This is a genomic window from Vibrio sp. R12-SG2-ISO1 (assembly GCF_059834045.1).
On sequence record NZ_JCBDGO010000002.1, the window covers coordinates 1 to 26,921 of the forward strand.

General features: G+C 50.4%; 24 protein-coding genes, 2 tRNA genes, 2 rRNA genes and 1 riboswitch. Of the genes, 22 read left to right on the top strand and 6 right to left on the bottom strand.

The genetic code is table 11. The annotated features are described in order from the left end of the window. From AC6R10_RS03345 to thiH, 12 genes are all read left to right on the top strand, one after another. Positions 1-1,215, top strand: a 23S ribosomal RNA gene (locus AC6R10_RS03345); the annotation flags it as partial. 159 nt (positions 1,216-1,374) lie between these two features. Further along, positions 1,375-1,490, top strand: a 5S ribosomal RNA gene (gene rrf / locus AC6R10_RS03350). A gap of 56 nt (positions 1,491-1,546) precedes the next feature. After that, positions 1,547-1,623: transfer RNA gene (locus AC6R10_RS03355), tRNA-Asp, on the top strand. Positions 1,624-1,772: 149 nt separating this feature from the next. After that, a tRNA-Trp gene (locus AC6R10_RS03360) sits at positions 1,773-1,849 on the top strand. A 225-nt stretch (positions 1,850-2,074) separates the two neighbouring features. Continuing rightward, the gene (locus tag AC6R10_RS03365) at positions 2,075-3,457 is read left to right on the top strand and encodes a multicopper oxidase domain-containing protein (protein WP_500671450.1); all 1,383 of its coding nucleotides are present in this window, start codon (positions 2,075-2,077) and stop codon (positions 3,455-3,457) included. Positions 3,458-3,566: 109 nt separating this feature from the next. After that, a complete protein-coding gene (gene crcB / locus AC6R10_RS03370; RefSeq protein ID WP_334555415.1) occupies positions 3,567-3,950 on the top strand; it encodes a fluoride efflux transporter CrcB in 384 nt (127 codons plus the stop codon). A gap of 82 nt (positions 3,951-4,032) precedes the next feature. Beyond that, a riboswitch (TPP riboswitch) is annotated at positions 4,033-4,131 on the top strand. Between the two features lie 161 nt (positions 4,132-4,292). After that, positions 4,293-6,236, top strand: a complete 1,944-nt coding sequence (gene thiC, locus AC6R10_RS03375; protein ID WP_500671451.1) for a phosphomethylpyrimidine synthase ThiC — start codon at positions 4,293-4,295, stop codon at positions 6,234-6,236. Positions 6,237-6,246: 10 nt separating this feature from the next. Further along, complete coding sequence (locus tag AC6R10_RS03380) at positions 6,247-7,509, top strand: thiamine phosphate synthase (protein ID WP_500671452.1); 1,263 nt, start codon at positions 6,247-6,249, stop codon at positions 7,507-7,509. Between the two features lie 2 nt (positions 7,510-7,511). After that, on the top strand, positions 7,512-8,276 hold the full coding sequence (locus AC6R10_RS03385; protein ID WP_500671488.1) for a HesA/MoeB/ThiF family protein: 765 nt from the start codon (positions 7,512-7,514) through the stop codon (positions 8,274-8,276). Positions 8,277-8,278: 2 nt separating this feature from the next. Then, a complete protein-coding gene (gene thiS, locus AC6R10_RS03390; RefSeq protein ID WP_500671453.1) occupies positions 8,279-8,488 on the top strand; it encodes a sulfur carrier protein ThiS in 210 nt (69 codons plus the stop codon). Between the two features lie 2 nt (positions 8,489-8,490). Continuing rightward, positions 8,491-9,267: a thiazole synthase gene (locus AC6R10_RS03395; protein WP_500671454.1), complete on the top strand. Its 777-nt coding sequence runs from the start codon at positions 8,491-8,493 to the stop codon at positions 9,265-9,267. Positions 9,268-9,277: 10 nt separating this feature from the next. Next, a complete protein-coding gene (gene thiH / locus AC6R10_RS03400; RefSeq protein WP_500671455.1) occupies positions 9,278-10,405 on the top strand; it encodes a 2-iminoacetate synthase ThiH in 1,128 nt (375 codons plus the stop codon). A 106-nt stretch (positions 10,406-10,511) separates the two neighbouring features. On the opposite strand, the gene AC6R10_RS03405 is transcribed toward thiH, so the two are convergent. Then, the gene (locus AC6R10_RS03405) at positions 10,512-12,305 is read right to left on the bottom strand and encodes an aminopeptidase P family protein (protein ID WP_500671456.1); all 1,794 of its coding nucleotides are present in this window, start codon (positions 12,303-12,305) and stop codon (positions 10,512-10,514) included. 239 nt (positions 12,306-12,544) lie between these two features. Next, a complete protein-coding gene (locus tag AC6R10_RS03410) occupies positions 12,545-13,486 on the bottom strand; it encodes a LysR family transcriptional regulator (RefSeq protein ID WP_334555422.1) in 942 nt (313 codons plus the stop codon). A gap of 119 nt (positions 13,487-13,605) precedes the next feature. On the opposite strand from AC6R10_RS03410, the gene AC6R10_RS03415 reads away from it, so the two are divergent. Beyond that, complete coding sequence (locus AC6R10_RS03415) at positions 13,606-14,799, top strand: multidrug effflux MFS transporter (RefSeq protein ID WP_500671457.1); 1,194 nt, start codon at positions 13,606-13,608, stop codon at positions 14,797-14,799. A gap of 169 nt (positions 14,800-14,968) precedes the next feature. Beyond that, on the top strand, positions 14,969-15,259 hold the full coding sequence (tsrA, locus tag AC6R10_RS03420; protein WP_334555424.1) for an H-NS-like global regulator TsrA: 291 nt from the start codon (positions 14,969-14,971) through the stop codon (positions 15,257-15,259). A gap of 75 nt (positions 15,260-15,334) precedes the next feature. On the opposite strand, the gene asnC is transcribed toward tsrA, so the two are convergent. Further along, entirely contained in the window at positions 15,335-15,799 is a 465-nt protein-coding gene (gene asnC / locus AC6R10_RS03425) for a transcriptional regulator AsnC (protein WP_334555425.1), read from the bottom strand. A 166-nt stretch (positions 15,800-15,965) separates the two neighbouring features. Here asnC and AC6R10_RS03430 point away from each other — a divergent pair, with 166 nt between their 5' ends. Together AC6R10_RS03430 and AC6R10_RS03435 are read left to right on the top strand one after the other, a co-directional pair. Further along, the gene (locus AC6R10_RS03430) at positions 15,966-16,745 is read left to right on the top strand and encodes a class I SAM-dependent methyltransferase (protein ID WP_500671458.1); all 780 of its coding nucleotides are present in this window, start codon (positions 15,966-15,968) and stop codon (positions 16,743-16,745) included. 144 nt (positions 16,746-16,889) lie between these two features. Further along, complete coding sequence (locus AC6R10_RS03435) at positions 16,890-17,540, top strand: hypothetical protein (RefSeq protein WP_500671459.1); 651 nt, start codon at positions 16,890-16,892, stop codon at positions 17,538-17,540. Between the two features lie 27 nt (positions 17,541-17,567). On the opposite strand, the gene AC6R10_RS03440 is transcribed toward AC6R10_RS03435, so the two are convergent. Beyond that, the gene (locus AC6R10_RS03440) at positions 17,568-18,437 is read right to left on the bottom strand and encodes a carboxylate/amino acid/amine transporter (protein WP_500671460.1); all 870 of its coding nucleotides are present in this window, start codon (positions 18,435-18,437) and stop codon (positions 17,568-17,570) included. Between the two features lie 57 nt (positions 18,438-18,494). Next, positions 18,495-18,920, bottom strand: coding sequence for a universal stress protein UspA (gene uspA, locus AC6R10_RS03445; RefSeq protein WP_500671461.1), 426 nt, complete (start codon positions 18,918-18,920; stop codon positions 18,495-18,497). Between the two features lie 157 nt (positions 18,921-19,077). On the opposite strand from uspA, the gene ftnA reads away from it, so the two are divergent. The 4 genes from ftnA to AC6R10_RS03465 all read left to right on the top strand — a co-directional run bounded on the left by ftnA (position 19,078) and on the right by AC6R10_RS03465 (position 23,384). Next, a complete protein-coding gene (gene ftnA / locus AC6R10_RS03450) occupies positions 19,078-19,605 on the top strand; it encodes a non-heme ferritin (RefSeq protein WP_334555430.1) in 528 nt (175 codons plus the stop codon). Positions 19,606-19,675: 70 nt separating this feature from the next. Then, positions 19,676-19,999 carry a universal stress protein UspB gene (uspB, locus tag AC6R10_RS03455; protein ID WP_334555431.1) on the top strand — a complete coding sequence of 108 codons (324 nt, stop codon included), beginning with the start codon at positions 19,676-19,678 and terminating at the stop codon, positions 19,997-19,999. 118 nt (positions 20,000-20,117) lie between these two features. Continuing rightward, complete coding sequence (locus tag AC6R10_RS03460) at positions 20,118-21,311, top strand: BaiN/RdsA family NAD(P)/FAD-dependent oxidoreductase (protein WP_500671489.1); 1,194 nt, start codon at positions 20,118-20,120, stop codon at positions 21,309-21,311. Between the two features lie 201 nt (positions 21,312-21,512). Next, entirely contained in the window at positions 21,513-23,384 is a 1,872-nt protein-coding gene (locus tag AC6R10_RS03465; RefSeq protein WP_500671462.1) for a reprolysin-like metallopeptidase, read from the top strand. An 85-nt stretch (positions 23,385-23,469) separates the two neighbouring features. Here the strand turns inward: AC6R10_RS03465 and AC6R10_RS03470 are convergent, their stop codons facing one another. Further along, positions 23,470-24,387, bottom strand: coding sequence for a DMT family transporter (locus AC6R10_RS03470; RefSeq protein ID WP_500671463.1), 918 nt, complete (start codon positions 24,385-24,387; stop codon positions 23,470-23,472). A gap of 126 nt (positions 24,388-24,513) precedes the next feature. On the opposite strand from AC6R10_RS03470, the gene rmuC reads away from it, so the two are divergent. After that, the gene (gene rmuC / locus AC6R10_RS03475; RefSeq protein ID WP_500671464.1) at positions 24,514-26,064 is read left to right on the top strand and encodes a DNA recombination protein RmuC; all 1,551 of its coding nucleotides are present in this window, start codon (positions 24,514-24,516) and stop codon (positions 26,062-26,064) included. A gap of 57 nt (positions 26,065-26,121) precedes the next feature. Continuing rightward, complete coding sequence (ubiE, locus tag AC6R10_RS03480) at positions 26,122-26,913, top strand: bifunctional demethylmenaquinone methyltransferase/2-methoxy-6-polyprenyl-1,4-benzoquinol methylase UbiE (protein ID WP_334555434.1); 792 nt, start codon at positions 26,122-26,124, stop codon at positions 26,911-26,913. Positions 26,914-26,921: the final 8 nt, after the last annotated feature.

A 26,921-nucleotide genomic window follows, 5' to 3' on the forward strand; every position in this document is an offset into this window, starting at 1 on the left:
ACTTCGGGAGAAGGTACGCTCTTGACGGTGAAGTCCCTCGCGGATGGAGCTATTGAGAGTCGCAGATACCAGGTGGCTGCAACTGTTTATTAAAAACACAGCACTGTGCAAAATCGTAAGATGACGTATACGGTGTGACGCCTGCCCGGTGCCGGAAGGTTAATTGATGGGGTTAGACTTCGGTCGAAGCTCTTGATCGAAGCCCCGGTAAACGGCGGCCGTAACTATAACGGTCCTAAGGTAGCGAAATTCCTTGTCGGGTAAGTTCCGACCTGCACGAATGGCGTAATGATGGCCACGCTGTCTCCACCCGAGACTCAGTGAAATTGAAATCGCTGTGAAGATGCAGTGTACCCGCGGCTAGACGGAAAGACCCCGTGAACCTTTACTACAGCTTGGCACTGAACATTGAGCCTACATGTGTAGGATAGGTGGGAGGCTTTGAAGCAGGTACGCCAGTATCTGTGGAGCCGACCTTGAAATACCACCCTTGTATGTTTGATGTTCTAACTTAGCCCCGTTATCCGGGGTGAGGACAGTGCCTGGTGGGTAGTTTGACTGGGGCGGTCTCCTCCCAAAGAGTAACGGAGGAGCACGAAGGTGGGCTAATCACGGTTGGACATCGTGAGGTTAGTGCAATGGCATAAGCCCGCTTGACTGCGAGAATGACAATTCGAGCAGGTGCGAAAGCAGGTCATAGTGATCCGGTGGTTCTGAATGGAAGGGCCATCGCTCAACGGATAAAAGGTACTCCGGGGATAACAGGCTGATACCGCCCAAGAGTTCATATCGACGGCGGTGTTTGGCACCTCGATGTCGGCTCATCACATCCTGGGGCTGAAGTCGGTCCCAAGGGTATGGCTGTTCGCCATTTAAAGTGGTACGCGAGCTGGGTTTAGAACGTCGTGAGACAGTTCGGTCCCTATCTGCCGTGGGCGTTGGAAGATTGAAGGGGGCTGCTCCTAGTACGAGAGGACCGGAGTGGACGAACCTCTGGTGTTCGGGTTGTGATGCCAATCGCATTGCCCGGTAGCTAAGTTCGGAATCGATAACCGCTGAAAGCATCTAAGCGGGAAGCGAGCCCTGAGATGAGTCTTCCCTGATACTTTAAGTATCCTTAAGGGTTGTTCGAGACTAGAACGTTGATAGGCAGGGTGTGTAAGCGCTGTGAGGCGTTGAGCTAACCTGTACTAATTGCCCGTGAGGCTTAACCATACAACACCCAAAGGGTTTTGATGGACTCAATGAAGAACATTGAATGTGTAAAAGAGACGAGTGACTAGTTCCTAGTAGCTAGAAACGATAACGACAGCTTTCCGAATTATTAAGTTCTAGGAACTAGGCACTAGCTTCTAGGAACTTAAACAAAATTTGCTTGGCGACCATAGCGATTTGGACCCACCTGATTCCATGCCGAACTCAGAAGTGAAACGAATTAGCGCCGATGGTAGTGTGGGGCTTCCCCATGTGAGAGTAGGACATCGCCAGGCTTTGAACATTATCTATTTGAAGCACGATTGAGATAAGACTTTAAATAGACCACTGCGGAGTGGTAGTTCAGTTGGTTAGAATACCGGCCTGTCACGCCGGGGGTCGCGGGTTCGAGTCCCGTCCACTCCGCCACTTATAAACCTCGTTTATCGAGGTTTTTTTGAATCTAATTTTTAGGGGTGTAGCTCTCATTAATAGAGCAGCGGATTCCCCCAAAGTCTTCGAGAAGGCGCGTGTTGGGAGTTCGAATCTCTCTTCCACGAACAATTTGAACCTATTTTAGGGGTGTAGCTCCAATTGGCAGAGCAGCGGATTCCAAATCCGCGTGTTGGGAGTTCGAATCTCTCCACCCCTGCCATATTTTAAGGCTCTAGTCGAAAGACTAGAGCCTTTTTGTATATATAAATACCACATTTGAGATTTGAGGCTCTAGACTAGGCGTCCCCGACGTAAGGCTAGAGCCTTTTTTGTCTCCGTTTTTTAATCTTGCACGCGACAAAACCACAAATCGCTCATTGCACTGAGAATCATTCGCAGTATTTTGCTACATTATACGTCTTGTCTGTTTTAGGTGTTTACCGTTATGGCTTTGAGTCGTCGCCAATTTCTTCAATCTTCACTTGCTTTGTCTGCTCTCTCAATGATTCCTGCTTGTTCAGTGACTCGGCAAACTCGGACTCGAGAAGGCTATGTTTACGAGCTCACTGCTGAGCCTAGCCGGGCTGAACTCGTCCCTGGGTATCAAACAGACGTACTGGGGTTTAATGGTGCGATCCCTGCGCAGACACTCTATTGTCGTCAGGGGGAAGAGGTCGTGATTCGTTTCACTAACAAACTGTCAGAGCCTACAACCATACATTGGCACGGCTTGCGAATTCCTATCGAGATGGACGGCGTTCCTTTTCTCAGTCAAGCGCCTATCATGCCGGGAGAGACGTTTGAGTATCGATTCACTCCGCCTGACGCAGGCACGTTTTGGTATCACCCACACATGAACAGCGTTGAACAGTTAGGGCGAGGACTCGTTGGACTGATTATTGTTGAAGAGCGCGACCCCGTGGTTTTTGATGAAGAGCATGCGTTGATGCTCAAGCATTGGCACATTGACAGCCAGGGGCAGTGGAAGGAGAGAATGATTCCACGTTTAAGTGCTCGGATGGGCACTCCAGGGGAGTGGAGCAGTGTGAATGGCGTTCATGAGCCTGTATATACGCTTAAAGCACACGCGACCACTCGCTTACGCATTGCAAATGTCGACAATACCATTACCTATCCAATAGCGATTGAAGGGGCAGAGGCTTGGATATTGGCGATTGATGGTAACCCGGTCAGCACGCCAATTGAGCTCTCTCAGCATAAAATGGGACCGGGCATGAGGGTGGATCTTGGTCTGATTGCACCATCTGCTGGCAACAAAGTGTTTGTTCGTCAAATGAAGGGGCGTTTCCCTTTTCCTCTGTGTGAATTTGATGTCGTCGCGTCTGATTTGCCACAGGATCAAGCGCTGCCAAACTTGCCTCTTAACCCTGTGCCCGCGCTCGATCTTGCCAACGCTGAAGAGATTGACTTTGTGTTTGAGTGGCAAGGTGCGGTGACGCCCGTAGGCAAAGATGGCAAGGCGAGTCCAACCTTTTGGTTGACCAACAAGGTGGCGTGGCAGGGGATGAGTCGTCATTCGATTCCTGCGCCGCTGGCACAGTTGGAGCTAGGCAAAACCTACATCTTCGATCTTAAAAATGTCACTCAGTACCATCATCCTATTCATCTTCATGGCCACACCTTTACCGTGCTCGAAATGGACGGTAAGCCGCTCCCAGAGCCGTTCCATACGGATACGGTACTACTGGGCAAGAATGGTCGTGCCAAAGCGGCTTTCGTCGCGGACAACCCCGGTCGGTGGATGTATCACTGTCATGTCATAGAGCACATGAAAACCGGTTTGATGGGCTACATCGAAGTAAAGTGACTCCTGTAACTTTTTAAATCTAGCAGGATGTTTAGCGTCATTACATTGATCTGAAGTCTGTTTTTTTGTCTGTTTGGCGCTACACTAACGCCATAAATTTGGAGGGGTTATGGGTCAGTTTGCAATTTTAGGGTTTATTGCCATGGGTGGCGCCGTTGGTGCGTGCTCTCGTTATTTAGTGTCTGAGCTGTGTGCGACATTACTGGGGCGAGGTTTTCCATACGGTACGCTAACTGTTAACGTAGTCGGCTCACTGGCGATGGGCTTACTGATTGCCGCGTTTGAAAATGGCAACCTTGCGACTGAACCATGGAGACAGATCATCGGGCTCGGTTTTCTTGGTGCTTTGACGACGTTCTCTACGTTTTCGATGGACAACGTTTTACTCATGCAGCAGGGCGCCTTTTTCAAGATGGGACTCAATGTCTTACTCAATGTGGTATTAAGCATCTCTGCCGCTTGGGTGGGCTTTCAACTGCTGATCAAAAGCTAGCTTGCTTAGAGGTGCTTTGAGCCTCACTAGACAAAATTTACACAGGTCGGCTTGGTTTATCCAAGCCGTTTTTATATACTCGGTTCACTTGTCGGAGTGCCATAAGGCTGAGACCGTTTATTCGGGATCCGTTGAACCTGATCAGGTTAATACCTGCGAAGGGAACAAGAGAAGATATCGACCCTCCTAATCTAGGATTCGTTCTCTCTGATCTGAGCGTCATGCGATCTATCTACAGATAGATACCCGCGTCAGATCGCCCTCTTGTCGCATCTTTCCGCCAAGCATTTTTATCTCTAACACTCATGCTCCTACGAGCAATAAAGAGCAAGGAAAAATGCTATGTCGAATCGCAAACAAGCGAGACTGGAAGCCAAACAGTTTATTGATACCCTCTCGGTACAGGCGTACCCCAATTCACGCAAGGTTTATGTAGAAGGTTCACGACCTGATATTCGTGTTCCTATGCGAGAAATCTCCCTTGCTGACAGCTTGATTGGCGGTACTAAAGACGCGCCGATCTTTGAGCCCAATGAGCCGATTCGCGTTTACGACACTTCTGGTCCTTATACCGATCCTGACCATACGATTGACCTCTACCATGGATTACCTAAGTTACGTGAACAGTGGATTGAAGAGCGCGGTGATACGGAGCTGCTCGATGAGGTCAGTTCGGTATACACCAAACAGCGCTTGGAAGACGATACGCTAGACGAGCTGCGTTATGGTAACTTACCTCGCATTCGCCGTGCGAAAAGCGGTCAGTGTGTTACTCAGCTCCACTACGCGCGTCAAGGTGTGATTACACCGGAAATGGAATACATCGCTCTGCGTGAAAACATGGGGCGTGCTCGTTATCGCGATGAGGTGTTGAACCAACAGCATCCAGGTCAAAGCTTTGGGGCCCACTTGCCAAAGGACATCAGTGCTGAGTTTGTCCGCCAAGAAGTGGCCGCGGGCCGTGCCATCATTCCATCCAACATCAACCACCCGGAAGCGGAGCCAATGATCATTGGTCGCAACTTCTTGGTCAAGGTGAACGCCAATATTGGCAACTCCTCCGTGACCTCTTCCATTGAGGAAGAAGTTGAGAAATTGGTTTGGGCAACACGTTGGGGTGGCGATACAGTGATGGATTTGTCGACCGGACGCAATATTCACGAGACTCGAGAGTGGATTCTACGTAACAGCCCAGTTCCGATCGGTACCGTGCCTATGTACCAAGCGCTTGAAAAAGTGAATGGCATTGCAGAAAACCTCAATTGGGAAGTGATGCGAGACACCTTGATTGAGCAAGCTGAGCAGGGCGTCGATTACTTCACGATTCATGCCGGTTTGCTGTTGCGTTATGTGCCGATGACGGCCAAACGTGTCACGGGTATTGTCTCTCGCGGCGGCTCGATCATCGCTAAGTGGTGTCTCGCTCACCATCAAGAAAGCTTCCTTTACACCCACTTCCGCGAAATTTGTGAAATTTGTGCCAAGTACGATGTCGCGCTTTCGCTCGGTGATGGCTTGCGTCCAGGTTCGGTGGCCGATGCCAATGATGAAGCGCAGTTTGCTGAGCTACGCACGTTGGGTGAACTGACTAAGATCGCGTGGGAGTATGACGTACAGGTGATCATTGAAGGCCCTGGGCATGTACCTATGCACATGATCAAAGCCAATATGGATGAGCAGCTAGAGCACTGCCACGAAGCGCCATTCTACACTTTGGGTCCTCTGACGACCGATATTGCCCCAGGGTACGATCATATTACCTCTGGCATTGGCGCCGCGATGATTGGCTGGTACGGCTGTGCGATGCTCTGCTATGTGACGCCGAAAGAGCACTTGGGTCTACCCAATAAAGAAGACGTTAAGACGGGCTTGATTACTTATAAACTCGCGGCGCATGCGGCGGATTTGGCTAAAGGCCACCCTGGTGCTCAGGTTCGTGACAATGCACTCTCAAAAGCTCGCTTTGAGTTCCGCTGGGAGGATCAGTTCAACTTGTCGCTTGACCCTGATACAGCGCGAGCTTTCCACGATGAAACTTTGCCGCAAGAGTCGGGCAAAGTGGCTCACTTTTGTTCAATGTGTGGACCAAAATTCTGTTCGATGAAAATTTCTCAGGAAGTGCGCGAGTACGCTAAAGACACGCAACAAGTCGAAGCCGACCAAGCCATCTCCGTTAAAATGCTCGACGATCCACTCGAAGGGATGCGCCAAAAGTCAGAGGAGTTCCGTCAATCGGGTTCTGAGCTGTATCATCCTGCCGCGCAGCCTGAAAGTGCAGAGTCGTAGGAACGCGGCGATGAACATTGTGATTCCTCACTCACAACCCACATTGCGCGATGATATCGCGCAATGCTTGGCATTGGCCGGCGAGCAAGGGTTCGCCATACAAGAGATTCAGTTGATTGACGGGGCTGAGTCGACGGTTGAACTGCGCGGTGCGTCTTCTTCTGTTTGGATTGCTCGGGATACGCAAGTCTCCGAGTCTTCCTCTCTCACTGACGATAGCGAACAAAACGTCCATCAACTGGTTTACTCAGTTGCAGAGGGTGATGTCTCGCTGGCGGACTATGCCCCGCATGCGATCGTTATTGGCGCGAGGTGCGAAGGACGCATGCTTGATATTTGGCAGCACAGCACGCCGCCTCATGCTGAAGTGCGTGCGCTTAATGTCCACCAAATGGCGCTTGATCCTACACAGCACTTCGCATGGTTTATCACCTTGCGGGCGCTCGATTTTCCCGTTGAAGATGCACTGACGCTCGCACGTGCGATGGGGCATGTTTCACGTGAAACATCTCAATGGCCTTGTTGTTTTGAGCAGTTTCCTACGCCTGTGCTGGAAGACGAAACTCTCGGCATTCGTGTCGGTTGGAAAACCGAAGGCCAACCGATCTCTTTTCCCTCTATGGTGAAAGAGGTGTTGGGTCTCTATCCGGTGGTCGACGATGTCCGTTGGATTGAACGATTGCTGCCTCTAGGCATTAAAACCATACAGCTGCGCATCAAAGATCCACAGCAAGCCGATTTGGAAGCGCAGGTGATTCGTGCAATTGCATTGGGTCAGCAATATCAAGCACACGTGTTTATCAATGATCATTGGCAGTTGGCGATAAAGCACGGTGCATTCGGTGTTCACCTTGGCCAAGAAGATATTGAAGCGTCGAACTTGCAGGCATTGTCACAGGCAGATATCGCTTTAGGGCTCTCGACACATGGCTATTACGAACTGTTGCGTATTGTGCAGATTGCGCCAAGCTACATCGCACTGGGGCATATCTTCCCAACCACGACCAAAGTTATGCCTTCAAAGCCGCAAGGTTTAGTGCGCTTGAAGCTTTATCAACAGTTGATTGATTCGATTCCTCGCTCGCAAGGTATGGGCTTTCCTACGGTTGCGATTGGCGGTATCGACCAAGGTAACGCTGCGATGGTGTGGCAGTGCGGCGTCTCAAGCTTGGCTGTCGTACGTGCGATTACGCTCTCCGATGATCCAAAACCGGTCATTGCGGCTTTTACTGAGTTGATGAAGGCAAACAAGCAAGTAGGAGATCACGGATGACCATCCTGTCTGACGAGGCGTTCTTACGTTACCAAAGACAAGTGTCGCTGCCGCAATGGGGTGAACAAGGGCAAGCAAAGTTGGCGAATGCTCATGTGTTGCTGATTGGTTGTGGTGGCCTCGGGTCAGCGGCAAGCCTTTATTTAGCTACCGCTGGTGTGGGTAAATTGGTGTTGGTGGATGATGACCGTGTCGAGCTAAGCAATCTTCAGCGCCAAGTCATCTATCGAAACGATGACCAAGGGCAGAGCAAAGCGTTGGCGGCTAAGAGTCAATTAGAGCACCTCAACCCTTTGATTCGCATTCGCGCGATGGACCAACGGCTCGATGATACCCAGCTTGCGCTTGAGATCATGCTTGCCGACATCGTGCTTGATTGCACAGACAACCTTGAAACGCGCCAGCAAATCAATCGGCTCTGCTTCAAAAACCGGACACCTTTGAACTCGGCTTCGGCCATTGGATGGCAAGGGCAGTTCGCGTTGTTTGACTATCAGCAAGATAGTCCATGCTACCACTGCCTATACCCGTTCGATTCACTTCCTTCTGGCCAAAAATGCAGTGAACTTGGCGTGGTAGGTCCGGTAGTAGGGACGTTAGGTAATTACCAAGCGCTGGCGGCGATTCAATGGTTAGCCCTTGATGAGCCACAGCTTAGCCCATCAACATTACACCTGTTTGATGGACTTACGATGCGCTGGCAGACGTTAGCTATCTCAGTGGATGCCACTTGTCACGTGTGTCAGTCGAACACCGTTAAGGAATGAACATGGAACCCATCACTATCACCGTCAATGGTGAAACTCATACGACTCACGCAGGGACAACATTGACGGCGCTCATTGCTGAGTTATCGCTCGCCGAGGTGGGCTGTGTGTTTGCCATCAATAACTGTGTCGTTCCGCGCAGCGAGTGGGACAGACATATCGTCATTCAAGGCGATGCCATCGCACTATTTCAAGCCATTGCAGGAGGCTGATCATGGCGCCAATAACACCGCTTACTATCGCGGGCAAAGTGTTTGACTCGCGTCTGTTTACCGGCACGGGTAAGTTTTCGAACAGTACTACCATGGCGCGCGCTATTGAGGCGTCGGGATCGCAACTGGCGACTATGGCGCTCAAGCGCGTCGATATCCATGATAAGCAAGATGATATCTTAGCGCCGTTGATCGCCGCTGGCGTGAATCTATTACCGAATACCTCCGGGGCAAAAACTGCACAAGACGCCATTTTCGCTGCGCACTTAGCACGTGAAGCCTTGGGCACACAGTGGCTTAAACTGGAGATTCATCCCGATCCTAAATACCTCATGCCTGACCCAATTGAAACCCTCAAAGCGGCAGAACAGTTGGTCAAAGATGGCTTTATTGTTTTGCCGTATTGCCACGCAGACCCGGTGTTGTGTAAGCGTTTAGAAGAGGTGGGCTGCGCAGCAGTGATGCCTCTTGGCGCGCCTATTGGTTCGAACAAAGGGCTGGCGTCGCAAGACTTTTTGGAGATCATCATCGACCAAGCCGGTGTCCCCGTCATTGTTGATGCCGGGATTGGTGCTCCGTCTCATGCGGCAAAAGCGATGGAGATGGGCGCAGATGCGGTTTTGGTGAATACCGCGATCGCGGCGGCGAGCAATCCAGTTGCTATGGCGCAAGCGTTTAAGATGGCGGTGGAAAGCGGGCGGATAGCGTTTGAATCCGGCTTGGCTGGTCAGGTTACCCATGCTGTTGCCTCTAGCCCATTAACCGCCTTCCTAGAGTGAGGGACGCAGAATGAGTTTTGTATCGATTCATCAACGCATGGACTGGGATGACATAAGGCTGTCGATTTACGCGAAAACTCATCAGGATGTGGAACGCGCATTGGCGAAATCTAAGCGTGATCTCGAAGATTTTAAAGCCTTGATTTCACCTGCGGCAGAGCCTTACCTTGAGCAAATGGCGCAGCAATCCTATGCGCTCACGCGTAAACGGTTTGGCAACACGATTGGATTGTATATCCCGCTTTATCTCTCCAACTTGTGCGCCAATGCATGTACCTACTGCGGTTTTTCGATGGAGAACCGAATTAAACGCCGTACGCTGACAGAGCAAGAAATCGCGGCAGAGATAGACGCGATTAAGTCGATGAAATTCGACAGTGTCCTTTTGGTCACAGGTGAGCACCAAACCAAAGTAGGGATGGACTACTTTCGCCGCGCAGTGCCACTTGTTAAAGCGCACTTTAACTACTTGGCAATGGAAGTGCAGCCGCTTGATGAAGGGCAGTACCGTGAACTGAAATCCTTGGGCCTCGATGCAGTAATGGTCTATCAGGAAACCTACCATCGTCGCACTTACGCGCAGCACCATTTGCGTGGCAACAAAACAGATTTTGACTACCGCTTGGAAACGCCGGATCGCTTGGCTCGGGCTGGGATCGATAAGATCGGTATAGGCGCGCTCATCGGGTTGGACGATTGGCGCACGGATTGCTTTTATGTCGCCGCACACCTTGACTACTTAGAGCGTACTTACTGGCAAACTCGTTACTCGATTTCCTTCCCACGGCTTCGCCCTTGTGAGGGCAATGCATCGGAAGGTGTGATTCAACCCAAATCCGTGATGAGTGATAAGCAGTTAGTTCAGTTGATCTGTGCCTATCGTTTGTTGAATCCGACGGTTGAGCTCTCGTTATCGACACGAGAGTCACCGAAGTTTAGGGACAATGTGTTGCCACTGGGTGTGACATCCATGTCCGCTGCATCAAAAACACAACCCGGCGGATACGCGATGCAAGACGTCGAGTTGGAGCAGTTTGAGATCAGCGATGAGCGAAGTGCTGAATCGGTCGAGCAGGCGTTACGCTCGAAAGGGTATGACCCCGTTTGGCGAAACTGGAACGCAATCTATTCTGGATAATGTTTCACGTGAAACAACCACGCCACAATTAAAAAGGCTCTCATGTTGAGAGCCTTTTCATTCAACTTCACGCGATATGCAGATCTACCAAGTGTTCAAAGCACGATTAGTCGCGGTGAGCGATGGGCGATGTTGCGCGCTCTAACCACGTTCTTACCTCACCATCGACCAATGGGCTGAGGTCATTCCACACTTTTTGGTGGTAATCATTAAGCCAGGCGAGCTCTGGTTTGGTCAACATATCAATGTTGATGTTGCGCTTATCAATCGGGCAACGTGTGAGTGACTCGAAGCTCAATACAGGGAAATCACCTTGTGTTGGGGTTTCCACTACCAGTTCTAAGTTCTCAATACGAATGCCAAACGCATCGGCGCGGTAATAACCCGGCTCATTGGAGAGCACCATACCTTCCATCAAAGCCACATCAATTTGTCGTTTGGAAATGCTTGCTGGTCCCTCATGGACACTGAGGAAGTGGCCGACACCGTGGCCCGTACCGTGGTCATAGTCAAAGCCTTCTGCCCATAAGTGTTGACGGGCAAGGGTATCAATTTGATAGCCGCGTGTTCCTTTTGGAAAACGGGCGCGTGCGACACCAATATGACCTTTGAGCGCTAAAGTAAACTGCTTGATCATCTCATCGCTAGGTTGACCGATGGCCACAGTACGTGTGATGTCCGTTGTTCCGTTGAGGTATTGGCCGCCAGAGTCGACCAAGTAGAGAGAGTTCAGGCTCAACTGACCCGGGGTCGGTTGGTTTTCGTGGTTGTAGTGACACATTGCCGCGTTGCTGCCTGCTGCGGAGATGGTATCAAAACTTAGGTCTACTAACGTTTCATCCTCACGACGGTACGCTTCTAAACGGTCGGCTAGGTAGGCTTCATTGTGAAGTTGGCCGTTGGCGACTTCGTTATCAAGCCAAGAGAGGAACTTGACCATGGCGACGCCATCGCGCACATGACACGCTTTCATGCCCTCAATTTCGACCGCATTTTTTTGCGCTTTCGGTAGTAAGCAAGGATCGGCTGCACTTACGACAAGCGCGCCACTGTTTTGCAGTGTCAATTTAAACCACGCATTGCTCGTCGCTGGGTCAAGTAATACTCGGCGTCCATTAAGCGAGTTAAGAATAGACTCCAGGGACTCGGGAGCATGAACTCTGACACCGGTGCCAACATGCTCAGCAAAGCCTTGCGGCAGACGTTCTTGTCGAATAAAGAAATCGACACTGGCGTCGCGGTGAATAATCGCGTGAGACAATAATACGGGCAGGCGAGAGACATCGAGGCCACGCACATTAAGCAGCCAGCAGATAGAGTCGAGCGCGGTCACGACTGCAGCATCAAGGTTCTGCTTTGTCAGTTGCTTGGCAATCTCTTCACGTTTGGATGATGAGGTTTGACCGACAGATTCAATCGGCATTAAGCGCACAGGTGATTCGAGGGCGGCTGGGCGATCATGCCACAGTGCGTCGATGGGGTGACTGGTTAACAGCTTGAGTTCAAGTTTGTCCGCCAGTTTGGTTTGCGCAGACTCCAGCCAACCTGCATTGTGCATGCGTGGGTCAATGGCGACGACGCTGCCCGGTTGTAGCTCACTGAGCAGCCAGTCTAATGCCGGCTCTTCAATTAAATGGCGGTATTCGAACAGCTCGCTAGGGACTTGCTTGGTGACTTGCACCGTGTATCGACCATCGACAAATACCGCTGCTTTTGTTTGTGTGACCACCGCGGCCCCGGCTGAACCAGTGAAGCCGGTTAGCCAATGTAGGCGCTCGTTGTGCGCCGGAATGTATTCGCCCAAGTATTCATCTTCATGGGGCACAAAAAAGGCATCGATATTGTTCTGAACCAGCCACTCTTTGATGGCTGTCAATCGTTGTTCAGTGGTGTTTAGCATCTGTGAATCCTTCATTTATTTGAGGTGTCCATCCGAGTTCTTAGATTCGCTATGACCGCTCACCTTGTTGAGCGGGCGAATCACTTTTTTGGGCTGGACGATGGCCATTAAGCTACTCCTTTTACCAGAGCGCTGCAAATGGTCTGCATCGATAGCCGGGTAAGGATCGCGGGGTAAGGTTAACTGACTACGTGACGTAAAAGCAGTGCGTTTATCGTCACGTAGTTAGCGTAGCGCGGCTAACGTAGCGCGGTCGTCTTTTCGCGGATAATTTGTCTGAGCCAGGCAAGAGCCGGGTCGTTCTCTCGGTCGCGATGCCAAAACAGGGTATAGGCCATGGGCGGAAATTCTAACGGCAGTGGCAGAACCGCGAGGTTAAGCTGTTTCGAGGCAAGCTTGACGAAATGGCTTGGCGCGGTAAAGACAAAGTCCGTGTAGGAACACAGACTGGCGGCACTGTTGAAGTCCGGCACAGTGATGGCGATATCGCGCTCTTTGCCGATGTCGGCAAGGCGATAATCAAGCAGCCAGCGATCGTTGCCATCGCAGCGTACTTGAACATGACGTTGGCTAAGAAACTGTTCTAACGTCCAAGGACGGCTCAAGGCAGGGTGATCCGCGCGCAATAAACACATCTGGTTATCACGGTAGATCTCTTGTTCACTAATATCACTCGGCGGCAGCATGGTCAGTTTGGCATCATTGATGTCGATGTCCTTACCAGTAATACCAAGATCAATTTCGCCTTTTTGCAGTAGCTTGAAGGTTTGATCGGACCAAGAGTGGGTGCTGATGGTGACCCCTGGGGCGCGTTTAAAAATCTCAGGTAGAAAATGGGGCAGAATCAGCGGGTAGACACTCTCTACCGCGGCGATTTGAAACTTGTAATCACTGCTGTCAGGCTGAAACTGCTCGGGTTGCGTCAGCAGCTCTAACTGATGGATCAGCGCATCCAATTTAGGCTTAAGAAAAAGGGCTTTGGGCGTTGGCTTTAACCCGTGTGCTTGGCGCACGAACAGAGGGTCATCAAATTGGTCACGCAACTTGGCGAGGTTCTTACTGACCGCAGATTGGCTGAGGCACAATCGGTGAGCGGCGCGTGTTACATTCAGCTCTTCAGTAAGAATCTTGAGGCACACCAGTAAATTCAAATCTAAGCGAGCGAGCTTCTCTATATTCATACATTCCCCTAAGGAATAACTTAAATGATGATTTGTCATTGGATGTCATATCTAGACTAACTTAGACTTTGCCGAGTTTCATCCATTCTTGTGCATATTCATTTTAAAAGAGGCGAGCAGTGAACGCTGATAATCCAATCATCTACGGCAAACTTCAATTCATTCTTTTGACCCTGTTGGTGCTGTTTAGCCCGCTCGCGATTGATATTTATCTGCCTGCGTTGCCACAAATATCTCAAGCGTTTCACGTGGAACACGCCTTAGCACAAGACACCATCACATGGTTTTTGTTCGCGATGGGGGTCGGCCAACTGTTTGCTGGCCCGCTGGCGGATAAACTAGGACGTCGAACTGTTGCATTAGGTGGGATCAGCATCTACGCCGCGAGCGCTTTATTGGCGTGGAGTGCTCAAAACATCGAGTGGATGCTGGTTTCGCGCTTGCTGCAAGGCTTAGGAGCGTGCGCGACATCGGTGGCCGCCTTTGCAACAGTTCGCGATATGTTCGGTCCACAGAAAAGTGGCAAGATGATCAGCTACCTGAACGGGGCTATCTGTTTTATCCCAGCATTAGCGCCGATTCTTGGTGCATGGCTGACTCAGCAATTTGGCTGGCGCGCCAACTTCAGCTTTATGGCCGGGTTCGCGTTGATTGGTCTGGTGGCGATGTCGTTTGGCCTTAAAGAGACCAATCCGCAAGTCAGCACCGCGCCGGTATTTCGTCTACGACGCTATTGGCAAGTGCTGAGTACACCGACGTTTTTGTTCCACGCATCGTTGTGTATGTTGGCGATGGCAGTGATTCTCGGTTATGTCACCTCAGCCCCCGTGGTGTTGATGGAAAACCTGGGTTTAAGCATGAACGCATTTACCTTTTGGTTCGGTATCAATGCGGTGATCAACATTGTCGCGTGTATGACAGCACCTAAATTTATGGATAAGTTCGGCACGCACACCACACTCAATGTCGGCATCTTGTTGTTGGGATTAGGCGGTATCGTGATGCTAGCAATGGCGACGCAAGCAAGTGCCTTTGCCTTTATGTTGCCGATCTTCCTATCCTCGATTGGTTTTGCGTGGATTCTCGGCGCGGCAGCAGGTAAGGCGCTTGCCCCGTTCGGTGACAAAGCGGGCACCGCTGCTGCGCTGCTTGGTCTGTTCCAAATGAGTGGAGCGGGCCTGGTTGTCGGCACCATGCAGCGTTTTGGGTGGGAGCCGCAAGTGCTTATCGCCTCATTGATGCTCATCATTACACCAGCACTACTGATTTTGTGGACCAAAGCGGGCAGAGAGTGGCACTACTGTTATGAGTAGGTGTTACGAATAGATGTTATGAGTAAACCGTAATAAATAAGCTGCTATGAGCAAGTTGTTGTCGACACCTTGCTCTTATCACTAGGCGAGGGCGCGCTTAGCTTTACAAGGAAAAATATCCTTGTATATTGAGGCGAGTTAATCTTGTAACGATGGAAAAACCACCACCATGTCGATGACGACGTACGAAAAAGCGCGTTTGATGGAGCAGCTTGAAGAGTCTCCAGAGAAAGTGATGTTTGGTAAATTAATTCATGAGCTCGGCAATCAGAGCAGCGAGCGTATCCGCAGTGCCGCCAAGCAAGTCCCGCTCGATGTGTTGCGCGATATCGTGTTCCATTTCCAGCAAGTGATTGAGTCACGTAAAGGCGAGCAGCTAGACATCATCGCGAAGCAGCTTTCCGAACAGGGCATCTCAGCGGAGCAGCTCAAGCAGTACATGGAAAACCAAGGCAAATAACCTTGCCGATTCGATTGAGTCAGTTGGATTCGTTCAGTTCGATTTGATAGAAAGCTCGCACAACGCGAGCTTTTTTTATGGATTGACGTTGCGATTGATGGGGTTTTGCAAAGAGATGAGTGTTTCGGTGGATTGCACTTCATCAATGGCTTGCAGCTTATCGATCAGTACGTGTTGCAGCTCCTCAATCGAGCGACACATCAATTTGACGAAGATGTTGTACGCGCCCGTCGTGTAATACGCTTCCACCACTTCCTCGAGTGCATTGAGCTTTTGCAAAGCTGAGTGATAATCGCGCGCCGCGTTGAGGTTAATACCAATAAAGCAGCACACGTCGTAACCGAGTTTTTTCGTATCGACAATCACTTCCGTGCCTTGAATGATGTCGGCTGACTTCATCTTTTCTATTCGAACGTGAATGGTCGCAGGGCTGACATCAAATTGCTTCGCCATTTCGGCGTAGGGCGTCCGCGCATCTTCCATTAAGGTTTTCAAAATCGCTTTGTCGAGATCATCGAGCTTGGTGGAGTGAGCTTGCATAGTCAGCCTTGTTGAGAATAGAAAGACTATTATTGCCGCGAACGGGCGACGACATCAATGGCGATTTGTTCGTAGCGACGTGGGGAAACTGTTAGGTAGAGCCGGCTAAAATCCATTACACTGACGCGCACGCGTCCCTCAACACTGACCAATACTGGAGCCGATAGTGGATTTGCAACTTCTCTGCGAACACCCTGAACAGACCCAACAACTGAAGGACATTGCTGCTCGCTGGGGGCTTAGCCACAGTGACACCAGTCCGTTTGCTTTGGTGCTGACGGCGCAGCGTTTGGAACTTCGCAAAACTGATGAGCCTAAATTGGGGGCGATTTATGTCGACTTGGCCGGAGGTGCCGCTGAGCATCGCCGCAAGTTTGGGGGTGGAAAAGGGCAAGCGATCGCCAAAGCGGCCGGGCTCAATAAAGGCGTGCTACCGACAGTGCTTGATGGCACCGCTGGCCTTGGGCGAGATGCGTTTGTGTTGGCCTCTTTGGGCTGTCAGGTACAGATGGTGGAGCGTCACCCTGTGGTGGCGGCGCTACTGGATGATGGCTTAGAGCGCGCCAAACAGGACCCAGAAATCGGCGTCTGGGTCAGTGAGCGAATGTCACTGCTGCACGCATCGAGCCACAACGCGCTGGAAACGCTCGCAAGTCAGCCTGATTTTGTGCGCCCTGATGTGGTCTACTTAGATCCCATGTATCCTCACCCTGAGAACAAAAAGAAAAGCGCGTTAGTGAAAAAAGAGATGCGCGTATTTCAAACGCTTGTGGGCGCCGATCACGACGCAGACGGCTTACTCACGCCAGCCCTTGCGCTGGCGACGAAAAGAGTGGTGGTCAAACGCCCCGACTACGCTGATTGGCTAGATGGTGTCAAACCGGCGATGGCGATAGAGACCAAGAAAAACCGCTTTGATGTCTATGTTAATGCAGCCATGAGTTAGTTAATTCGACCATGAGCTAAGTGCCTGATTCTATTTATACTCACCACACCGTGTTTTATGGCAGTGTAAAATAACGCTTGCCAAGCCCGTCTGATGACTATATATCTTACTAAGAACTATTCGTATTCTTTTTAAGGTAAGTCGATGGCAAAGCGTTTGTGCAAGTTGAGTCGTAAACAAGTCGCACACAGTTTGGGTGAGATAGAAAAGCTCGTGGTTGAACCCAAGTTTGTCTGTCGCTCTTGCGCGCGTGCCAGTCACAGTAAACAACACTTATGCAAACCGGCGTCAATTGCGGCGGCTGCCCATACCCAGCCAACGACTCATACACCTAAAATCCTTAAGCCTCTCTCTGCGCGAGCTGAATCTGCACTATTCGCACCTCAACAAGCGGCAGTGGCTTCTGCGCCTTCAGATACGCAGAATGTCGCTCAAGCGATCGAGACAACGCGTGAAGAGCAAAAAGCGCAAGCCGTGCAGCGCGTCATTGCGCGAGTGAAAGCACGCAAAGCTGACGTTGAGTTAAATACGCTGACGTCCGTGAATGCCTTGACGTCGGTGAATTCCTTGACGGCGGTAGTAGAGACGTTCGATTTGATGGATAAAAAGGCGTTCAAGAAAGCGAGAAAAGAGCTCAAGCGTGCTTATAAGCAGCAGAAGAAGTGGCTAAAAACGCTGAAAAAACAGCAAAAGCTCAGTAAAAAGCAGGCTAAACTGCAGGCCAAGTTAGACGTAATGCCCACCTGGCCAACCGGCTTAGCTGAGACAGAGAAGCGCCAAGCCAAGGTGCATTAACCTTAGACTAGGCGCTAGACTTTGGATTTACGCGGCGTTGGCGACACGCTTTTTCACCCAGGTTTCGTTGACCCAAAGTGAAAGGACAATAATAGCGCCGCCAATGCTCAGTCTCGTCAGGTCGACATCGCGATTCCAGATCACGATATTGACGATAAGCCCAGCGGGGACCAACGCATTATTCATCACCGCCAGCGCACCAGCATTCACCATGGTCGCGCCTTTATTCCACGCGAAATAGCCCAACCCAGACGCAATCAAGCCTAAGTAGGTCAGAACGCCCCATTGTGTTGCCATACTCGGCAATTTCTCACTGTTGCCCATCAGCGCAAACGCGATGAGTGCCACAGCCAGCGCGCCCAAATAAAAGTAACCAAAGACCGTATGCTGTGGCAGGGCGACTTGCTGCTTTTCCATCAAGTATTTGTAGCCCACTTGGCCAATAGCAAAGCAGAGATTGGCTCCTTGCACCACCATAAAGCCAAGCAAGAAATGCTCATTGACCCCGGCAAACTTGATAAAGGCAGCGCCAGCCACTGCGATCGCCGCGGTGACCAAATACCAAGGTGAAAAGTGACCTTTGAGCAGATCGTAGATTAACGTCACGTAAATCGGTGTGAACACTGTGAACAGCAAGACTTCTGGCACAGAAAGAAGCAGGAAGGATTGATAGTAAAAACAGTACATCAAGCCAAGTTGAAAGCCGCCAACGACCATCAATTTGGCAATCAGGGATTTCTCAACCCCTTTAAATTTCAGGAAAGGCAGGAAAACCAAGCTTGCTAAGGCGACGCGCATTAAAACCGAAAACCACGCGTCGACTTGGCCTGCCAAATAGACACCAATCAAGCTGAAGGAGAACGCCCACAGCACGGTGACCGAAGAGAGATAAAACATGATTAAGACTCATTATCAAAAACTATCTGATTATTTTATCTCAATTCATCCGTTGAATCAGTCTTTTAGTGGTACAACCAACATGTCGACCGGTGAGCAATTGATCAACTGACGGGTCGAGGAGAGCAGTTTGCTCCAAAAGTCTTGATGGTGGCCACACACCACAAGATCGACGTTGAACTCTTGAATGGTATCGCACAGCTCATTACCTAAGTCGCCACTGCCCACTAGGGTATGTTTAATGGGGAAGTTGGCGTGGTTCGCAAGGTTTTGCAATTGCTTTTGCGATGCCTCAATAGCTTGATGTTGGGTCTCCGCCAGGTTGATGTCGATGAGGCCGGTATACAACTCGGCGTAGTTGACATCAATGTGGATGAATGAGACCGCCGCGTCGAGCGGCTTGGCCAAGGAGACCGCTTTGTCGACCAGCAGTTTGCTGTCTTCAGACAGGTCGATGGCCACTAGAATGTGTTGATAGCTCATACCGAATCCTCTTATTTCGCTCGCCTAAAGTTAGATTAGCACCTCGCTGGTCAATTTTTTGCCAAGGTGATCTCATATCCACATTCACCATACAAAGTGTTATGGTGGCTAGCATGATATAGTCAGTTTAAGTTCATAGACTTAGTAGGAGTGCGAAATGCTGTCACAAGCGATGGTCGAGCAATTGAATGAGCAAATTAATCTCGAATTCTTTTCATCCAATCTATACTTACAAATGAGTGCTTGGTGCGAGGACAAAGGCTTTGAAGGCGCGGCCGAATTTTTACGCAAACACGCCGTTGAAGAGATGGAGCACATGCAGCGTTTATTCACGTATGTGAGTGAAACGGGGGCAATGCCGATTCTAGGTGCCATTGATGCACCAAAACATGAATTTGAGAGCCTAGGTGAAGTCTTTCGCGAGACCTATGAACATGAGCAAATGATTACGCAAAAAATCAACAAATTGGCTCACGTTGCGTTTACTTCTCAAGATTACTCAACATTCAACTTCTTGCAGTGGTACGTTGCAGAGCAGCACGAAGAAGAGAAGTTGTTTAAAGGGATTTTAGACAAGCTAGAACTGGTTGGTGAAGATGGTAAGGCGCTGTTCTTCATCGACAAAGACCTAGCTGCTTTAGCAAAAGAAGGTTCATCTTCTATTATGGATACCGCCGCTGAATAATTGTCAGCGAAAGATGCTCTGATGGGATCGTCTTTTCTTCGGTAACCTATGAAGATGTAGGGAGGAAAAGATGATCAATGCAGACACCATTCTATTCACGTTGATGCTTGTAACGGCGGTGAACATGGCCCGTTACCTCACTGCACTGCGTTCTCTGATATACATCATGCGCGAGGCGCATCCTCTTTTGTACCAGCAAGTCGACGGCAACGGTTTCTTTACCACGCACGGCAATATGGCCAAGCAGGTCCGCCTGTTCCATTACATCAAAAGCAAAGAGTATCACCATCATCACGATGAAGTGTTCACGGGCAAATGCGATCGCGTCAGAGAGCTGTTCATACTCACCACCTCATTGCTCGCGGTGACCTTACTGGCAGCGTTTATTCTTTGATGATCGGCGCCTTTAAATTGGCAAGGTAGGCAATAGCCGTTAAAATAGCCACCTATTGCGAAGGATGTGCTCAGTGCACATCCTTTTTTATTGAATCATGACAGAGTTAGTAACCACCATGGCAGAGAAGTTTGATGTAGTAGTGATTGGCGCCGGTGCGGCGGGCCTGATGTGTGCCGCCCAAGCAGGAGAGCGGGGCCGTCGCGTGTTAGTGCTGGATCATGCCAAGAAACCGGGTCGAAAAATCCTCATCGCCGGGGGCGGCCGCTGCAACTTTACCAACTACGATGTGTCTGCCAAACACTACCTGTCACGCAACCCGCATTTTGTTAAATCGGCCTTGGCACAGTACACCAACTGGGACTTTATCTCGATGATCTACAAATACGGCATCGAGTTTGAAGAGCGCGATCATGGTCAGCTGTTTTGTGTTGGTGACTATGACTCCAAAGACATCGTTAAAATGCTTCTCGCCGAGTGCGATAAACCGAGTATCCAATTTCGCTACCAGCAAGCCGTTGACAACATCGAGCAGCAAGCCAATGGCTTTTCTCTGACGACCAATGGCCATGCGATTGAGTGCGAATCCCTCGTCATCGCCACCGGCGGCTTGTCGATGCCCAAGCTTGGCGCAACCCCCTTTGGCTACAAAGTGGCAGAGCAGTTCGGCCTTGAGGTCCTTCCGACCAGTGCGGCCTTGGTGCCGTTTACGCTGCATAAAGAAGACAAAGAGGATTTTTCTGAGCTGTCAGGGATTGCGATTCCGGTTGAAATCACCGCAAAAAACAACACCAAATTCAAAGAGGCGCTGCTCTTTACCCACCGTGGTCTGTCTGGCCCGTCGGTGTTGCAAATCTCCTCCTACTGGACCCCAGGCGAAGCGGTTGAAGTAAACCTGGTGCCCGATGTCGATGTGCAAGCCTTGCTAACGCGTTCATTGGAAAAACACCCTAATCAAACCTTGAAAAACACCTTAGCAAAAGTGCTCCCCAAGCGACTGGTTGAAGTGCTGATCGAGCGCAAAACCCTCGAAGACAAACCGCTAAAGCAATTTAGCAGCAAGGCACTGGAAGACGTGGCTAACACGCTTGAGCATTGGAGCATTGCCCCCAATGGAACAGAAGGCTACCGCACCGCCGAGGTCACCCTAGGCGGCGTCAATACCGATCACTTATCGTCGAAAACCATGGAGTGCAAAGCGATCAAAGGTCTCTACTTTATCGGTGAAGTCGTCGACGTCACCGGCTGGCTAGGAGGCTACAATTTCCAGTGGTGCTGGAGCTCCGGTTATGTAGCGGGGCAGTGGGTTTGAGTGACCAACGATTGTTCCGCCTTCCTCTTGTTGTGATAGAGAGAATATAGTTCGATGCTAGGTGAAATGAAACCTGCACACATACACATAGTGTGAGATGAGTTGAATATTATCGCATTGGTCGCGTACGCTGTACCTAAACTAATTTAGTTAAAAAATTCAGTGTCATATACTGGTTCAACTACGACATGGAGTCTTTGTATGAATCAGTTCAAACTCATTTTTGCGAGCGCTCTTATTGTGCCGAATGCTGCTCATGCCCTATCGCTAGGGCATTCACCCCAAAGTGAAGTAACACTTTCACCCACCTCTTATTCCACCTATTCAAGTTCTTCTATATTGTTTCCTTCTTGCGCGGTCGATTACGCCAATTTGGCAAGCGCGCAGATTCAACGCGTAGGCTTTTACGTCACTAATGATGTGCTTAACTACGCCTCAAAAGAGGACGTTAGAAGCTGGATTCAAGACCAGATTGACTATTCAAATGAAGGTCTCCGCAATAGCTGTGTTGACTTTCAGCAAGAAATCGCTGTCGTCCGCTATGTTGAAACGCCGAACAACCAACCTGATGCATCTGACAACTTTACTTATTCAACCGAAGAGTTAACAGCAGATGTGTATCAGAATATCTTGTCGGGATTAGATGTAGACGACCTTCGAGGTGGCACAACAACGCCTATGGGGCGTACATCGTCGCAGATCGAAAGTGATTGGACTGAGTTATCAATTGACCGAGTGATTAGTGTGCGACCTTACTACCGTCCAAGTGGTTCAATTGGTTCTATCTGTGGGGTAGGTTATGGCTTCTGGATGCGACCAAACAAAGCTGAGCCAGAGTATACCGACGCACCCGCCAATAGTTGGGGAGAATCCCGACCTAGCACAAATGTTTTTGCTACCGTCGTTTACCCCAATGACAGCATCTGTTCATCCGATGACTTAGTCGCGCATGAACTCGGTCATACGAACGGCCTGTCGCACGAGCGAGAAAGTGGCCCAGAGAACAATCATGCTGACACATTAGGCTTTGCTTACCAATGCGATGGAGAAAAGAGCATTATGTGGAGTGGCGCGAACAATACACGCCAAGCCCCGTTCTTTTCCTCGCCTGACGTCACGAATAACGGCGTACCTTGTGGTGATACATTAACCTCGTACGGCAATGACTCAAGTGAAACTCTGAACTACATGATCGGCACCTCCTTGAAACATAAAGCACCTCGAGCTGTGCCGTACCAAGGTGTTGTGGATAGTGGTGATTCGAGTGCGGTGGGCGATACTACAACTTGGAATACGATTACTAACATGCGTCACTCAAACATGGACGTCTATGGCGAAGTATCATTCAGTTCGACACCGGCATCGGTGACCGAAGGTAACGGGACATTTTCTATCGACCTAGACCGTACTGACACGACGTATGAAGCGAACGTAACCGTCAGAGTGTACGGTGATGGAAATGTAGCAGCGGGTCATGATATTGAGTTCGAGAAGACCGCGATCTTTGCGATTGGCCAAGCGTCATCAACTGTGGTTTTCAATAAGTACGACTCCGGTCTTTTCAGACAAAACGGTTCATTTACAGTGAAACTAGAGACTCCATTTCAGGTAGAGTTAGGCAGCACAGCCGAAGCCACAGTCGCCTATGTGGCGGCGAAGTCTGGCAATTCTGGAAAGGTGTCAATCACAGCCAATCAGTACTCGTGTAAAACAACGTGCGATGGTGTCGTGACATTAAGTCGCTCTGGCGGGGCCGATGGTGAGGTGACGGTGGACGTTGTTTATCGTTTGAACGGTGCGGAGGTAGAGCGAGATACCATCATTTTCAACGATGGTGACACGTACGCGGAATCTACCGTGACACATGGTAGCGTGAGCATGCTGACAATCGACTTAGAGGCGAGCCACCCATCGCTAGTACAATACAGCCGTTCCACATTCAGTAATTACGATGACGGTGAGGACGGTGGGGAAAACCCCGATACTCCACCGACAGGTGGTGGTGGCGGTGGTGCTTTAGGATGGCTAGCTCTGATTGGTTTGTTAGTATTTGGCTGGCAACGGAATAAATAACCAGTGTCATCTGATGAGTTCCGGGTCGCGCATGGTTGTGCGACCTTGAACTTCACTTCTCTCCTTGGGTTCACCCAAGTATCGACTATTTTGAGCGATCATTAGCTTTATGCGCTTTCGGTTGTGTTTTCCACTTCACCTGTTGAATGACGAGCCCGGCAATGATCAACACAAGGCCGATGAGAGTGCTTGGGTGAATGGCTTCTCCGATGATGGTCGCCAGTAAGATCAAAGAGATAAACGGCGAGGCGAAGATGAGGTTACTGATTCTCGCGGTATTATGAGTGGATTTTAAGGCGCTGAGCCACAAGACGAAGGTGACGCCCATTTCAAACAGTCCGACATAGCTGACCGCCAGCCAACCTTGAGGAGAAATGGCGGCAAAGCTAGCTCCTTCCCACCACGTCAGCCCGAGAGCGAAAGGGATCGCGACGAGAAAACCGAGCAGCACGCCGACCACAGGGTCGGCTTTGTTTTTGGTGTTTAAGATCCAATATCCTGCCCACAGCAGCGTTGAGAGCAACGCCAGCCCAACCCCTAGCGGGCTATCAAAATCGAGCGCCAATACGTTGCCTTTGGTGGCGATAACAATGACGCCGAGGTAGCTCAAACAGCACGCGACCCAATCTTGCTTGCGGATGGCTTGACCTAAAAATACCGCCGCCATTAGGGTGAGGGTGATTGCCCAGCTGTAGTTAATCGCCTGCGCTTGTGAGGCAGGCAGGAGATCGTAGGCTTTAAACAAAATGATGTAATACGCCAGCGGGTTGATGATCCCCAGTAATAGGTAATAGCCCGGATTGGCGGTCAAGGTGGTCACCAGCGTATTGAGCTTGCCTTGCACGGCGCAGATGAGGGTTAAGGCGAGGGCAGAGACGATACTGGCGACCGTCAACATCTGGATTGGAGTAAACTCAGCTAAGGTTAATTTAAACGCGGTGGCTACTGTCGACCAGAGCAAAACAGCAGACAAACCAAAGCCCAGCGCGCGGCGCTCATTCATAGTAAGCCTAAAAAACGGTGAAGTGATGCGCTAGTCTAACGGTAGGCCAATTGCCCTACAAACTGGACATTTATCCAGTGGTGAAATACCATCAAATGACTTGAATTTGATGAATGTACGCCGCTCATGCAATGGATTTTTGATAACGCCTCTCTTCTTATCACCGCGGCTGGCAGCGCCGTCACCAGTGGCGTCGTCGTCGGTTGGTGGGTCTCCCAGAAAATGCGCTTGCAACAGCAATTGCTCAGCGCCAAGCTTGATACTCAGCAACAACTCTCACACAGTGAAATCACCCAGTTAAAAAACGCCTTAGCGGAGGCCGAGCAAGAGCTGGAAGCGTTGGATGCGGCGCGGGACAAAGCGGCATTTGAGCTCAAGCAGTCTCACGGCAAGTTGATGGCGGTGCTGGAGAAACTGCGTTACTTCGACAGCGTTAAGCAAGAGCGTCAGCAATACCTCGACGAACTTGGACTGATGCGTGATGAAAAGGCGCAGCTCGAAGCGACCTTGAGAGAGCAAGAGGCTCGTCATGAACAGATCACCCAAGCCAACCAAGAGAAACTCGCCCTGCTCGAGAAAGCCGAAGAGCGGCTAAAACAGCAGTTTGAACACCTCGCCAGTCAACTGTTTGATGAGAAAACGGCGCGCGTTGATCAGCAAAATAAACAGAGTTTGGATGCCTTACTGTCGCCGCTCAAAGAGCAGTTGGAAGGGTTTCGCAAGCAAGTCAATGACAGCTTTACTGTGGAAGCCAAAGAGCGCCACACCTTAGTGCATGAGCTGAAGAACTTGCAGCGCCTTAACGAGCAGATGGCCAAGGAGGCGCTCAACCTGACCCAAGCGCTCAAAGGTGACAACAAGCAGCAAGGCAACTGGGGTGAGGTGGTACTGGCGAGAGTATTGGCTGAGTCGGGCCTAAGGGAAGGGCATGAGTATCACACCCAAGTGAATCTACAAAATGAGGCGGGCAAGCGTTATCAGCCAGATGTGGTTGTGCATCTGCCCAATGATAAGCAGGTGGTGATTGACGCCAAAATGGCGCTGGTCGCCTATGAGCGCTACTTCAATGCCGAGACCGATCAGCAGCGTGACAAGGCCTTAGGTGAGCACTTACTCGCCATTCGCAGCCACATCAAAGGGCTTTCACACAAGGATTATCATCAACTCAAAGGCATTCAGAGCTTGGATTATGTGTTGATGTTTATCCCCGTCGAGCCTGCATTCCAAGTGGCGATTTCCTCGGACCCTAGCTTGGTCAAAGATGCGATGGAGCACAATATCATTCTCGTCAGTCCGACCACTTTGCTGGTGGCACTGCGCACCATCGATAACTTGTGGCGCAACGAAAGACAGAGCCAAAACGCGAAAATCATCGCGCAGCGAGCCAGTAAGCTCTACGACAAATTGCGCCTATTCGTTGATGATATGGAGAGCCTCGGCGGCGCCTTAGATAAGGCCAATCAAAACTACCAAGGTGCCATGAATAAACTGGTGACTGGGCGCGGCAACGTGATTCGACAAGCGGAGAGCTTTAAGCAATTAGGGGTGGAGGTCAAACGACCAATCTCGATGAATTTGGTGGAACTGGCGGAGCAAGAAACGCTGCCAGAATCACAGCTTAGCGGTGAAAATGACCACTTACTAGAAAGACATCCGGCTGAGGATAAAGTAAACTAATCGCCCGCAGTGCTTTGGCCGTATTGAATAGAGAGCACTGTTAAAAGAGGAATCATAATGACGGATATTAGTGTGCAATCGACGACAGCTCTAGAATCTCAGCAAGACGCAGAAACGACCCACTTCGGTTTTACCACGGTAGCGAAAGAGGAAAAAGTCACCAAGGTAGCGGAAGTGTTTCACTCAGTGGCCGCCAAATACGACATTATGAATGACCTGATGTCGGGAGGCATTCACCGATTGTGGAAGCGCTTTACCATCGATTGCAGCGGTGCCCGTCCTGGACAACGTATCCTCGACTTAGGGGGTGGCACAGGCGATTTGACGGCGAAGTTCTCTCGTATTGTCGGCGACAAAGGCCACGTCGTACTCGCTGACATCAACAACTCGATGCTCAATGTCGGGCGTGACAAACTGCGTGATATCGGCATTGTGGGCAATGTGCACTATGTTCAAGCGAACGCTGAAGAGCTGCCGTTTCCCGATGACTACTTTGACGCGATTACGATCAGCTTCTGTCTGCGTAACGTAACCGATAAAGACAAAGCGCTGCGTTCGATGTACCGCGTACTGAAACCCGGCGGTCGCCTGTTGGTGCTGGAGTTTTCCAAACCTGTCTTTGACCCACTGTCTAAAGTCTACGATGCATATTCGTTCCACTTGTTGCCGAAAATGGGTGAGCTGGTGGCCAATGATGCAGAAAGCTACCGCTACTTGGCGGAATCCATTCGCATGCACCCTGACCAAGAGACGTTAAAAGGGATGATGGACGACGCGGGCTTTGAAAATACGCGTTACTACAACCTAACGGGCGGCATTGTCGCCTTGCACCGCGGCTACAAGTTCTAAAGGAGCCG